This window comes from Kitasatospora sp. NPDC059160, assembly GCF_042755465.1.
GTDB lineage: Bacteria > Actinomycetota > Actinomycetes > Streptomycetales > Streptomycetaceae > Kitasatospora.
In genome coordinates, this window is sequence record NZ_JBHZCN010000020.1 from 88,416 (window position 1) to 100,516 (window position 12,101).

Annotated in this window: 9 protein-coding genes and 2 rRNA genes (1 of these 11 only partly in view); 5 read left to right on the forward strand and 6 right to left on the reverse strand. The window is 72.1% G+C overall.

Features of this window, described 5'->3' with window-relative positions; translation table 11 throughout:
* Window positions 1-14 precede the first annotated feature (14 nt).
* Together mtrB and mtrA are read right to left on the reverse strand one after the other, a co-directional pair.
* Window positions 15-1,997 (reverse strand): MtrAB system histidine kinase MtrB, encoded by a 1,983-nt coding sequence (gene mtrB, locus ACFXOZ_RS11355; RefSeq protein ID WP_375882951.1) that lies wholly within the window; start codon window positions 1,995-1,997, stop codon window positions 15-17.
* A 124-nt stretch (window positions 1,998-2,121) separates the two neighbouring features.
* Window positions 2,122-2,799, reverse strand: coding sequence for an MtrAB system response regulator MtrA (gene mtrA, locus ACFXOZ_RS11360; RefSeq protein WP_030283937.1), 678 nt, complete (start codon window positions 2,797-2,799; stop codon window positions 2,122-2,124).
* Window positions 2,800-3,086: 287 nt separating this feature from the next.
* Between mtrA and ACFXOZ_RS11365 the strand changes: the two genes are divergently transcribed.
* The 5 genes from ACFXOZ_RS11365 to ACFXOZ_RS11385 all read left to right on the forward strand — a co-directional run bounded on the left by ACFXOZ_RS11365 (window position 3,087) and on the right by ACFXOZ_RS11385 (window position 8,563).
* Entirely contained in the window at window positions 3,087-4,241 is a 1,155-nt protein-coding gene (locus ACFXOZ_RS11365) for a hypothetical protein (protein WP_380589542.1), read from the forward strand.
* A gap of 5 nt (window positions 4,242-4,246) precedes the next feature.
* On the forward strand, window positions 4,247-4,948 hold the full coding sequence (locus tag ACFXOZ_RS11370; RefSeq protein ID WP_380589545.1) for a DUF4129 domain-containing protein: 702 nt from the start codon (window positions 4,247-4,249) through the stop codon (window positions 4,946-4,948).
* A complete protein-coding gene (locus ACFXOZ_RS11375; protein WP_380531533.1) occupies window positions 4,945-6,183 on the forward strand; it encodes a DUF4350 domain-containing protein in 1,239 nt (412 codons plus the stop codon). Before ACFXOZ_RS11370 ends, ACFXOZ_RS11375 begins: the two co-directional genes overlap by 4 nt.
* A gap of 26 nt (window positions 6,184-6,209) precedes the next feature.
* A complete protein-coding gene (locus ACFXOZ_RS11380; protein ID WP_380407819.1) occupies window positions 6,210-7,190 on the forward strand; it encodes an AAA family ATPase in 981 nt (326 codons plus the stop codon).
* Between the two features lie 62 nt (window positions 7,191-7,252).
* Window positions 7,253-8,563, forward strand: a complete 1,311-nt coding sequence (locus tag ACFXOZ_RS11385) for a DUF58 domain-containing protein (protein WP_380589547.1) — start codon at window positions 7,253-7,255, stop codon at window positions 8,561-8,563.
* Window positions 8,564-8,572: 9 nt separating this feature from the next.
* Here the strand turns inward: ACFXOZ_RS11385 and ACFXOZ_RS11390 are convergent, their stop codons facing one another.
* The 4 genes from ACFXOZ_RS11390 to ACFXOZ_RS11405 all read right to left on the reverse strand — a co-directional run.
* The gene (locus ACFXOZ_RS11390) at window positions 8,573-9,718 is read right to left on the reverse strand and encodes an RNA polymerase sigma factor (RefSeq protein ID WP_380531548.1); all 1,146 of its coding nucleotides are present in this window, start codon (window positions 9,716-9,718) and stop codon (window positions 8,573-8,575) included.
* 20 nt (window positions 9,719-9,738) lie between these two features.
* Entirely contained in the window at window positions 9,739-10,146 is a 408-nt protein-coding gene (locus ACFXOZ_RS11395; protein ID WP_375882940.1) for a YciI family protein, read from the reverse strand.
* 200 nt (window positions 10,147-10,346) lie between these two features.
* A 5S ribosomal RNA gene (gene rrf, locus ACFXOZ_RS11400) occupies window positions 10,347-10,463 on the reverse strand.
* Window positions 10,464-10,553: 90 nt separating this feature from the next.
* Window positions 10,554-12,101, reverse strand: a 23S ribosomal RNA gene (locus ACFXOZ_RS11405) (it continues 1,368 nt past the right edge of the window).

A 12,101-nucleotide genomic window follows, 5' to 3' on the forward strand; every position in this document is an offset into this window, starting at 1 on the left:
GCCGGGGCAGGCCCCTAGTCGTGTTGCTCGTCCTTCGCACGCTGCGACCCCTCCAGGTCCGTCCCACCCGTCACGTCCGGCTCCGCCGTACGCTGCGCCACCGACGGCCGTCCGGGCGTCGGGTCCACCATGACCTGGGCGCCGATGACGCCGTAACCGGCCCCCGCCGTCCGCACGTCCGAGGGGTCCGCGCGCGGCCCCTCGGGCAGCCGGCTCCGGCCCAGTCCGGGGCCGATGTTCAGCACTCCGCCGAGGCCGCTGCCCAGCCCGTTGCCGGGCCCCTCCGGCGCCTCGGCCTGCTCCTCGGCGGCGGTCATCGCCGTGGCGCCCGCCGGGGCGATCGCCCGCCGGTACGGCGTGCCGTACGCGCCCAGGCCCCGGTTGTTGCGGGAGTCCTCCGGCTCCAGCCGGAACGGCGCCCGGTTGATCTCGCCGCCGCGGGTGCGCGGCAGGGTCAGCCGGAAGTGCGAGCCGCCACCGGGCTCGCCCCAGGCCTGGAGCCAGCCGCCGTGCAGGTGGGCGTCCTCGACCGCGATGGACAGGCCCAGCCCGGTGCCGCCGGTGGTGCGCACCCGGGACGGGTCCGCCCGCCAGAAGCGGTGGAACACCCGGGAGGCCTCGCCCGGCTTGAGTCCGATGCCGTAGTCGCGCACGCCGACCGCGACGGCGCCGTCGGCCGAGCCGAGGCGCACGACCACGTCGCGGCCCTCGCCGTGCTCCAGCGCGTTGACCACCAGGTTGCGCAGGATGCGCTCGATCCGGCGGGAGTCCACCTCGGCGAGCACCGGCTCGCCGTCACCGCGGATCACCACGGCGCTGCCCTTGGCCTCGGCCAGCGGTTCGGCGGCCTCGACCACCCGGCCGACGATCTCCCGCAGGTCGACCGGCTCGGCGTCCAGGATCGCGGCGCCGGCGTCGAAGCGGCTGATCTCCAGCAGGTCGGCGAGCAGCGACTCGAAGCGGTCCAGCTGGCCCTGGAGCAGCTCCGCCGAGCGGGCCGCCATCGGGTCCAGGTCCTCGCGGCTGTCGTAGATCAGGTCGGCGGCCATCCGGACCGTGGTCAGCGGGGTGCGCAGCTCGTGCGAGACGTCCGAGACGAAGCGCCGCTGCACCCGGGAGAGCTCCTCCAGCTGGCGGATCTGCGCCTGGAGGGCGTTGGCCATCCGGTTGAACGACTCCCCGAGGCGGGCGATGTCGTCCGTCCCGGTCACCTTCATCCGCTCTTCCAGGTGTCCGTCGGCGAGCCGCTCGGAGATGCCCGCGGCCATCCGGACCGGGGTGACCACCTGGCGCACCACGACCCAGGCGATGCCGCCCATCAGGATCACCACGAACACGCCGGCGGTCGCCAGGGTGCCGGTGATCAGGTTGAGGGTGTCGGTCTCCTGGCCGAAGGAGAACACGTAGAACAGCTGGTAGCTGGTGTCGGCCGGGCCGACGAACTGCATGCCGAGGGCCAGTCCGGGCTCGCTCTTGCCGCCGCCCTCGGGCGAGCGGTGGATCCGGGTCGGCTGGTCGAACATCTGGCCGGGCTCTTCGAAGAGCTTGGCGCGCAGGCTGTCCGGGATGCTGCTGGGCTGGATGTCGCCCGAGTAGCGCGGCGCGAAGCCGGCGCTGTCCGGCACGACCGTCCCGGTGCCGGGGGCCATCGCGATCACCGAGTAGACCGTCTGCCCGCTCGCGGCGAGGTCGTTGACCTGGCGCAGCAGCCAGGTGCCGGTCTCCGCGGTGCTCGGGTCGACGGCGCCGCGCAGCGCCTGGTCCCGGGCCTCGTCGATCTTCTTCTGCTCGACCTGGAAGCCGATCCGGGCCTGCGCCCGGGCCGCGTCGATCTTGGTGTCGAGCAGGCCGGTGCGCACCTGCGCCACCACGACCACGCCCAGCACCAGGACCACCGCGATGGAGGCCAGCAGGGACACCGCGACCACGCGCAACTGGATCGACCGGCGGTACAGCGTGGTGACCCGGCGTGCCGGGCGCCTGAGCTGACGCTTCATCAGACCGAACACTCCGGACGGGCCGCGACGGCGGCGGGTGGTCGAACTCAGCACGTCCCCGCGCACGGCCCCCGCCCCGTCGGTCGCGGAACCCGACGGGGTGTCGTCAGCCCGGTCCGTCACGTCAGCTGGGTCCGGCCTTGTAGCCGACGCCGCGGACGGTCACCACGATCTCGGGGCGCTCCGGGTCCTTCTCGATCTTGGAACGGAGGCGCTGCACGTGGACGTTGACCAGGCGGGTGTCCGCCGCGTGGCGGTAGCCCCACACCTGCTCCAGCAGCACCTCGCGGGTGAACACCTGCCAGGGCTTGCGGGCCAGCGCGACCAGCAGGTCGAACTCCAGCGGGGTCAGCGGGATGCTGCGCCCGTCCCGCTTCACCGAGTGGCCGGCCACGTCGATCACCAGGTCGCCGATGGTCAGCTGCTCGGGCGTCGGCTCCTCGGCACGGCGCAGCCGCGCGCGCACCCGGGCCACCAGTTCCTTGGGCTTGAACGGCTTGGTGACGTAGTCGTCGGCGCCGGACTCCAGGCCCACCACGACGTCGACCGTGTCGGTCTTCGCGGTCAGCATGACGATCGGGACGCCGGACTCGGCCCGGATCTGCCGGCACACGTCGATGCCGTCCCGGCCGGGCAGCATCAGGTCGAGCAGGACCAGATCGGGCTTGCTCTCCCGGAACGCGGCTAGCGCCTTGTCCCCATCCGCGACGAAAAACGGCTCAAAACCCTCACCACGCAACACGATGCCGAGCATCTCGGCCAGTGCGGAGTCGTCATCAACGACGAGGACGCGTCCCTTCATGGGTCCATCTTCTCATTACCGGATTGTGACCTGCCGCACAGCAGTGCCATTGCTCCACAACGGCCAACTCCACCGCCGTCGAATTCCGGCCATACCGGGCGAATAGCCCTCCTCGGAGCGCCTCCGAACTGACCGGAACCCGCCGTCCGACCCCCCGGCGGCCCTCGTTGTCGATCAGCAACCGGATACCCCTGGGGCGTCTCCGGGCCCCATGGCACGATGGGCGCTGCGCGCGGGCGAAAGATCCGCCCGGAGCCGCGCCCAGGACGCCCCTCCGAGGAGCAGTGATGACCGACACTCCGGGCTGGGCCTCGCCCAGCTCGTCCGAGCCACCCCGCGACGGCACCCGGCCCCCGGCCGACGCGCCCGCCGCCGTGCCCGGACCGTCGGCACCCCCTCAGGCCGCACCCGCCTGGGGCGCCCAGTACGGACAGCCGAACCGCGGCACCCAGCCCCCCGGCCAGGGCCCGTACGGCTGGGAGAGCGCGCGCAGCCCCCGGCCCGGCGTCATCCCGCTGCGCCCGCTCAGCATCGGCGAACTGCTCGACGGCGCCGTCACCACCGTCCGCCGGAACTGGCGCACCGCGCTCACCCTCTCGCTCGGCATCGCCGTCGTCGACCAGGCCGGCGCCTTCGTCGCCAAGCTGCTGGTCAATGGCCGTACCGGCGCCTCCACCCAGCTGCTCACCCTGCTCGCCACCATGCCGCTGTCGCTGCTGCTCGACGCGCTGGCCGTCGCCCTGCTCACCATCGTGGTCAGCCGCGCCGTCCTCGGCCGACCGGTGACCGCCGGCGACGCCTGGCGCGACGCCCGCCCCCGGCTGCTGCAACTGCTCGGGCTCACCGTGCTCACCACCCTGATGAGCGTCGGCGTGGTGCTGCTCGGCTTCACCCCGCTGATCGGCTACACCGCGGGCGGCTCGGACACGCCCGGCACCGCGGCCCTGCTGTTCCTGGTCGGCGTGCTGACCGTCCCGGTCGGCCTCTGGCTGCTGATCCGCTACAGCATGGCCGCCCCCGCGCTGATGCTGGAGAAGCAGGGCGTGGTGACCGCGCTCTCGCGCTCCCGCCGGCTGGCCCGCGGCTCCTGGTGGCGGATCCTCGGCATCGTCCTGCTGAGCCGGGTGCTGGCCGGGATCGTCGGAGTGACCCTCGCCATCCCGTTCCGCTTCCTCGGCCTGGTCCTGGGCCTCGGCTCCATGGACCGGCTCGGCGACACCGCCCACGAGTCCGTCGGCATGATGGTGCTGACCGCGCTCGCCGGGATCATCGCCTCCGCCCTGACCACCCCGTTCCTGGCCGCCGTCGGCGTGCTGGTCTACATCGACCAGCGGATCCGCCGCGAGGCCCTGGACATCGAGCTCGCCCGCGCCGCCGGACTGCCCGAACAGGGCGGCACCGGCTGGAGCGGCCACGCCGACCAGACCACCGCGAGGCACTGAACCGGATGCCTATCTGGGGGGACAGGCTCCTCGCCGCCGGCGGCGCCCCGGTCACCGTTCCACGGGACCCGGCCCGCGACGCCGCCCGCGACGAGCTGCTCAAGGCCGAGTACCACAAGAACGACCCGAGCGTCCTGGAACGGGTCATCGACTGGATCTGGGACCACATCGACCGCGCCATGGGCAGCATCTCCGGCGGGGGCACCGACGGCACCACCGGACTGGTGCTCTTCCTGGTCGTCGCCGCGGTGATCGCCGCCGCCCTCTGGTGGCGCCTCGGCGCGCCCAAGCGCGCCGTCCGCACCGACTACGGCGTGTACGGCGCCGCCGGCCCGCGCACCGCCGCGCAGTACCGCGCCGACGCCGCCGGGCACGCCGCCGCCGGCCGCTGGACCGAAGCCGTCCGCGAGCAGATGCGCGCGCTGGTCCGGGCCCTGGAGGAGCGCACCCTGCTCGACACCCGCCCCGGCCGCACCGCCGACGAGGCCGCCGCCGAAGCCGGCCGGGCCCTGCCCGACCAGGCCGCCGCACTGACCGCCGCCGCCCGCACCTTCGACGACATCGCCTACGGCGAGCGCACCGCCGACCAGGCCGCGTACCAGCTGCTGCTGGACCTCGACCGGGCCCTGGAGCGCAGCCGCCCGGTGCTCGCCCACGCCGCGGCCACCGCCCCGGCCCCGGCCCCGACCCCGGGAGGAGCGGCATGACCAGCACCGCCCCGGCTCCCCCCACCCCCGAACGACCCGCCGCCGAAAGACCCGCCGCCGACGCCGCACCGACCAGCCTCGCCCCCACCGGGCGCGGCCTGGCCCGCCGCGCCCGCTGGTACCTGGTCGCCCTCGCCGTCCTGCTGGTCGCCGCCGTCGGCCTCGCCGTCCTCAACACCGGCCACCGCTACCCGCCGCTCGACCCCCGCTCCTACGACGCCGACGGCACCCACGCCGTGGTCGCCCTGCTCCAGGGCCAGGGCGTCCGGACCGAACTGCGCACCGACCCCACGGCCCCCGCCGACGGCGCCGACACCCTGGTGCTGCCCGAACCCGACCTGCTGAGCCCGGCCGAGCTGCGCGCCGTCGCCGCCGCCCGGCACCGGCGGCTGGTCCTGATCAACCCCGGCCCGGCCGCCCTCAGCACGCTCGCCCCCGGCATCCGCACCTCCGACGAGGTCGGCGGCGTCCCGTTCACGTCCGTCCGCAGCACCCACCCGGGCTGCGCCCTCCCCGAAGCCGTACGGGCCGGCGCCGCCGCGATGGGCGGCACGCTCTACACCAGCGGCAGCCGAGGCGACGGCTGCTACCCGTACCACCACGGCTACCCGCTGGTCAGCACCCCCGACGACGGCGGCGGCAACGTCATCGTCCTCGGCAGCGGCGAGTTCCTGCAGAACCGCCGGCTCGCCGACGACGGCAACGCCTCGCTCGCCCTCGGCCTGCTCGGCTCACAGCCCCGCCTCACCTGGCACCTGCCCGACTACTCCGCGCCGGTCGCCGAGGGCACCCCGCGCAAGAGCTTCGGCGACTACATCCCGAAGGGCTGGCACTGGGCCTTCTACCAACTGGCCGTCGCCGCCGTGCTCGCCGCCCTCTGGCGGGCCCGCCGACTCGGCCCGGTGGTCAGCGAGAACCTGCCCGTGGTGGTCCGCGCCGCCGAGACCACCGAGGGCCGCGCCCGCCTCTACCGGCGGGCCAAGGCCCACGGCCGCGCCGCCGAGGCGCTGCGCCGCGCCACCGCCCACCGCCTCGCCCCCGCCCTGGGCCTCCCGCTCCAGGCCGGCGGACCGGAGCCGGAGGCGCTCTGCGCGGCCGTCGCCGACCGCCTCCCCGCGCGACCCGCCGGGGACGTCCGGGCCCTGCTGTACGGCCCGCCCCCGACCGACGACGCCGCACTGCTGCGGCTCGCCGACGACCTCGACGCCCTCGAAAGGCAGGTACGGAACCCGTGACCGAACAGGCAACCGCCCAGCTCCGCATCACCCCCGGCACGGCGCCCGCCACCCCCGTCACCGACCCGCGCGCGGCCCTGACCGCCCTGCGCGCCGAGATCGGCAAGGCCGTCGTCGGCCAGGACGCCGCCGTCACCGGCCTGGTGGTGGCCCTCCTCTGCGGCGGCCACGTGCTGCTGGAGGGCGTCCCCGGCGTCGCCAAGACCCTGCTGGTGCGCACCCTGTCCACGGCGCTCAGCCTGGGGACCAAGCGCATCCAGTTCACCCCCGACCTGATGCCCGGCGACGTCACCGGCTCGCTCGTCTACGACGCCCGCACCGCCGAGTTCTCCTTCCAGCCCGGCCCGGTCTTCACCAACCTGCTGCTCGCCGACGAGATCAACCGCACCCCGCCCAAGACCCAGGCCGCCCTGCTGGAGGCCATGGAGGAGCGGCAGGTCACCGTCGACGGCGAACCGCGCGCGCTGCCCGTCCCGTTCCTGGTCGCCGCGACCCAGAACCCGGTCGAGTACGAGGGCACCTACCCGCTGCCCGAGGCCCAGCTGGACCGCTTCCTGCTCAAGCTGATCCTCCCGCTGCCCGACCGCGACCAGGAGTTCCAGGTCCTGTCCCGGCACGCCTCCGGCTTCGACCCCAAGGACCTCGCCGCCGCCGGCGTCCGCCCGGTCGCCGGGCCCGAGCACCTGGCCGCCGCTCGCGAGCAGATCGCGAAGCTCACCGTCTCGCCCGAGATCCTGGCGTACATCGTCGACCTCTGCCGGGCCACCCGGCAGTCCCCGTCGCTGTCGATCGGCGTCTCCCCGCGCGGTGCCACCGCGCTGCTCGCCGCCTCGCGCGCCTGGGCCTGGCTGGCCGGGCGGGACTACGTCACCCCGGACGACGTCAAGGCGCTCGCCCTGCCCACCCTGCGGCACCGCGTCGCGCTGCGCGCCGAGGCCGAGATGGAGGGCGTCACCGCCGACTCCGTCATCCAGGCCGTCCTCGCCCAGACGCCCGCCCCCCGCTGATCCACCACCGGTAGGCGTACCGGGTCCTCGAACACACCGGGCTTCCGAAGGAGCGCACCCGCATGGCCCTCACCGGGCGAACCGCCCTGATCGCCGCGCTCGGCGCGCTCTTCGTGGGCCTCCTGCTGCCCTCCTGGACCGGGATCGGAGCCGTCACCGGCGCCGTCCTGCTCGCCGTCCTGGTCGACCTGGTGCTCGCCGCCCCCGTCCGCAGCCTGCGGATCGCCCGGGGCGGCGACACCACCGTCCGGCTCGGCGACACCGCCTCGGTCGAACTGACCGTCAGCAACACCTCCGGACGGCCGCTGCGGGCCCTGGTCCGCGACGCCTGGGCCCCCTCCGCCTGGCGCCCCGGCACCTCCGAGACCGCCTCCCGGCTCACCCTCGCCGTCCCCGGCGGCGAACGGCGCCGCGCCGTCACCGTGCTCACCCCGGGCCGCCGCGGCGACCACCACGCCCACCGCGTGACGGTCCGCTCGCTGGGCCCGCTCGGCCTGGCCGGCCGCCAGGGCTCCCACCACGTCCCCTGGACGGTCCGCGCCCTCCCCCCGTTCAACAGCCGCAAGCACCTGCCCTCCCGGCTCGCCCGGCTGCGCGAACTCGACGGCCGGACCTCGGTGCTGACCCGGGGCCAGGGCACCGAGTTCGACTCGCTGCGGGAGTACCTGCCCGGCGACGACGTCCGCTCCATCGACTGGCGCGCCAGCGCCCGCCGCAACACCGTCGCCGTCCGCACCTGGCGCCCCGAACGCGACCGCCACATCCTGATCGTCCTCGACACCGGCCGCACCTCGGCCGGCCGCGTCGGCGACGCCCCCCGCCTGGACGCCGCCCTCGACGCCGCCCTGCTGCTCACCGCCCTCGCCACCCGCGCCGGCGACCGGGTCGACCTGCTCGCCCACGACGCCCGCAAGCGCGCCTCGGTCATCGGCAGCTCGCCCAGCGAGATCCTGCCCTCCTTCACCAACGCGATGGCCCTGCTGGAACCCGCGCTGCACGAGACCGACATGCGCGCGCTGGTCTCCACCGCGCTCACGATGGCGCCGCACCGCTCGCTCGTCGTCCTGCTCACCGGCCTGGACGCGGCCTCCGTCGAGGACGGCCTGCGCCCACTGCTGCCGCTGCTCACCAAGCGCCACGAGGTCGTCCTCGCCTCCGTCGCCGACCCGCACCTGGACGTGCTGGCCGCCGGCCGCGGCACCGTGGAGGCCGTCTACGGCGCCGCCGCCGCCGAACAGACCCGCGCCGACCGCCGGAACACCGCCGACCGCCTCACCCGCAGCGGGGTCACCGTCCTCGACGCCCCACCGGCCCAGATCGCCCCGGCGCTGGCGGACACCTACCTGGCGCTCAAGGCGGCCGGCCGGCTCTGAGGCACCGGATCAGGTGCGGCGGCCGGCGTTGAGCCGGGCCGCCTGGCGCGTGAGGTGGTCGCGCTCCGCGAGGTTGGACGCCCGGCGGGCCGCCTCGGCGTACAGCCGGGCCGCCACCACCGGCTCCCCGGCACGCTCGTGGAGGTACGCCGCGGCGGCCGCGTACCGGGGCAGCGCCTCGTCCAGTCCACCGAGCGCCGCCAGGCCGGCCCGCGGCCCGTCGGCCTCACCGACCGCCACCGCACGGTTCAGCCGCACCACCGGACTGTCCGTCAGCCGCACCAACTCGTCGTACCACTCGACGATCTGCACCCAGTCGGTCTCCCCGGCGGTGGGCGCGTCTGCGTGCAGCGCCGCGATGGCCGCCTGGGCCTGGAACTCGCCCAGCCGGTCCCGGGCCAGGGCCGTCTGCAGGATGCCGACGCCCTCCGCGATCGCGCCGGTGTCCCAGAGCCGCCGGTCCTGCTCCGCGAGCGGCACCAGGCTTCCGTCGGGACCGGTCCGGCCGGCCCGCCGGGCGTGGTGCAGCAGCATCAGCGCCAGCAGCCCCGCCACCTCGGGGTGGTCGATCGCCGCCGCCAGCTGCCGGGTCAGCCGGATCGCCTCGGCAGCGAGGTCGACGTCCCCGGAGTAGCCCTCGTTGAACACCAGGTAGAGCACCCGCAGCACGGTCGCGACGTCGCCCGGCCGATCGAGGCGGACCGCCGAGACGGTGCGCTTGGCCCGGCTGATCCGCTGCGCCATGGTCGCCTCGGGCACCAGATAGGCCTGGGCGATCTGCCGGGTGGTCAGCCCACCGAGCGCACGCAGGGTGAGCGCGACCGCGGAGGACGGCGTCAACGACGGGTGGGCGCACAGGAAGTAGAGCTGCAGGGTGTCGTCCACCGAGGCCGCCGGACCGGGCTCCGGCTCCTGGTCGACCAGGTCCTCCCGGCGGCGGCGGGCGGTGTCCGCCCTGGTCGCGTCGAGGAACTTCCGCCAGGCGACGGTGACCAGCCAGCCCTTCGGATCCCGCGGCGGATCGCCCGCCCAGACGCGGACCGCCTCGACCAGCGCCTCCTGCACGGCGTCCTCGGCCGCCGCGAAGTCGGCTCCGCGGCGGACGAGGACACCCAGCACACCCGGGGTGAGGCCCCGGATCAGGGCCTCGTTCATCGGGAAGGTCACGGGAGAGGTCACTCCGTGACGGTCGGCGGCATCGCCAGGAACGGACGCAGCTCCAGCCACTCGTGGATCGGCTTCCCACCGGCCCCCGGGGCCGCCGACAGCTCACCGGCCAGCTCCAGGGCGCGCTCGTGGCTGTCCACGTCGATCACCATCCAGCCGGCGATGAGGTCCTTGGTCTCCGCGAACGGACCGTCCGTCACCGGCGGCCGCCCCTCGCCGTCGTACCGCACCCACGACCCCTCGGGCGCGAGCGCCTGGGCGTCGACGAACTCGCCGGTCTGCTCCAGCCGGGCCGCGAAGTCCTGCATGTACGTGATGTGCGCCGTGACCTCCTCCGGCGTCCACTGGTCCATCGGCGCGCAGTTGACCGGAGTCGGGGCGCCTCGGTAGTGCTTGAGCAGCAGGTACTTGGCCATCGTGCTTCTCCTTCGGAGCTCGTGCGACCCATTGTGGCCGCGCTCACCCCTGGGACGGAGCCGGCCACGGGTTCTCGACACGACCGGCCAAGATTTTTTCGCCCGTCTCCCTGTCGTCCTGTCTCTCTGTCGTCCTCCGGAAGCCCTGAGAACGCGAAAAGGCCCACCCGGTCACCCGGGTGGGCCTTCTCTGAATGATTGTTCGGCGGCGTCCTACTCTCCCACAGGGTCCCCCCTGCAGTACCATCGGCGCTGTGAGGCTTAGCTTCCGGGTTCGGAATGTAACCGGGCGTTTCCCTCACGCTATGACCACCGAAACACTATGAAACTGTCAACCGCACCAACCCGTGAACTTCTCCCCGGGTCGGGGTCGTTGTTTCAGAACAACACAGTGGACGCGAGCAACTGAGGACAAGCCCTCGGCCTATTAGTACCGGTCAACTCCACCCCTTACAGGGCTTCCATATCCGGCCTATCAACCCAGTCGTCTACTGGGAGCCTTACCCTCTCAAGGAGGTGGGAGTGCTCATCTCGAAGCAGGCTTCCCGCTTAGATGCTTTCAGCGGTTATCCCTCCCGAACGTAGCCAACCAGCCATGCCCTTGGCAGGACAACTGGCACACCAGAGGTTCGTCCGTCCCGGTCCTCTCGTACTAGGGACAGCCCTTCTCAACACTCCTACGCGCACAGCGGATAGGGACCGAACTGTCTCACGACGTTCTAAACCCAGCTCGCGTACCGCTTTAATGGGCGAACAGCCCAACCCTTGGGACCTACTCCAGCCCCAGGATGCGACGAGCCGACATCGAGGTGCCAAACCATCCCGTCGATATGGACTCTTGGGGAAGATCAGCCTGTTATCCCCGGGGTACCTTTTATCCGTTGAGCGACGGCGCTTCCACAAGCCACCGCCGGATCACTAGTCCCTACTTTCGTACCTGCTCGACCCGTCAGTCTCACAGTCAAGCTCCCTTGTGCACTTACACTCAACACCTGATTGCCAACCAGGCTGAGGGAACCTTTGGGCGCCTCCGTTACTCTTTAGGAGGCAACCGCCCCAGTTAAACTACCCACCAGACACTGTCCCTGATCCGGATCACGGACCCAGGTTAGACATCCAGCACGACCAGAGTGGTATTTCAACGTCGACTCCACAACAACTGGCGTTGCTGCTTCAAAGTCTCCCACCTATCCTACACAAGCCGAACCGAACACCAATATCAAGCTATAGTAAAGGTCCCGGGGTCTTTCCGTCCTGCTGCGCGAAACGAGCATCTTTACTCGTAATGCAATTTCACCGGGCCTATGGTTGAGACAGTCGAGAAGTCGTTACGCCATTCGTGCAGGTCGGAACTTACCCGACAAGGAATTTCGCTACCTTAGGATGGTTATAGTTACCACCGCCGTTTACTGGCGCTTAAGTTCTCAGCTTCGCCTGGACGAATCCAAGCTAACCGGTCCCCTTAACGTTCCAGCACCGGGCAGGCGTCAGTCCGTATACATCGCCTTACGGCTTCGCACGGACCTGTGTTTTTAGTAAACAGTCGCTTCTCGCTGGTCTCTGCGGCCACCCCCAGCTCAGAGTGCAAGACTCATCACCAGGAATGGCCCCCCTTCTCCCGAAGTTACGGGGGCATTTTGCCGAGTTCCTTAACCATAGTTCACCCGAACGCCTCGGTATTCTCTACCTGACCACCTGAGTCGGTTTGGGGTACGGGCCGCCATGAAACTCGCTAGAGGCTTTTCTCGACAGCATAGGATCATCCACTTCACCACAATCGGCTCGGCATCAGGTCTCAGACTACGTGTGAGGCGGATTTGCCTACCTCACGTCCTACACCCTTACCCCGGGACAACCACCGCCCGGGCTGGACTACCTTCCTGCGTCACCCCATCGCTCACCTACTACCCCGTTGGGTCACCGGCTCCACCACTTCCCTTTGCCCGAAGGCTCCA

What these genes read in the sequence shown, in the direction of transcription:
- ACFXOZ_RS11390 (WP_380531548.1), bottom strand. Translation starts at nt 9,718, where the DNA reads ATGAACGAGGCCCTGATCCGGGGCCTCACCCCGGGTGTGCTGGGTGTC.
- mtrB (WP_375882951.1), bottom strand. Translation starts at nt 1,997, where the DNA reads ATGAAGCGTCAGCTCAGGCGCCCGGCACGCCGGGTCACCACGCTGTAC.
- ACFXOZ_RS11365 (WP_380589542.1), top strand. Translation starts at nt 3,087, where the DNA reads ATGACCGACACTCCGGGCTGGGCCTCGCCCAGCTCGTCCGAGCCACCC.
- ACFXOZ_RS11370 (WP_380589545.1), top strand. Translation starts at nt 4,247, where the DNA reads ATGCCTATCTGGGGGGACAGGCTCCTCGCCGCCGGCGGCGCCCCGGTC.
- ACFXOZ_RS11395 (WP_375882940.1), bottom strand. Translation starts at nt 10,146, where the DNA reads ATGGCCAAGTACCTGCTGCTCAAGCACTACCGAGGCGCCCCGACTCCG.
- ACFXOZ_RS11375 (WP_380531533.1), top strand. Translation starts at nt 4,945, where the DNA reads ATGACCAGCACCGCCCCGGCTCCCCCCACCCCCGAACGACCCGCCGCC.
- ACFXOZ_RS11385 (WP_380589547.1), top strand. Translation starts at nt 7,253, where the DNA reads ATGGCCCTCACCGGGCGAACCGCCCTGATCGCCGCGCTCGGCGCGCTC.
- mtrA (WP_030283937.1), bottom strand. Translation starts at nt 2,799, where the DNA reads ATGAAGGGACGCGTCCTCGTCGTTGATGACGACTCCGCACTGGCCGAG.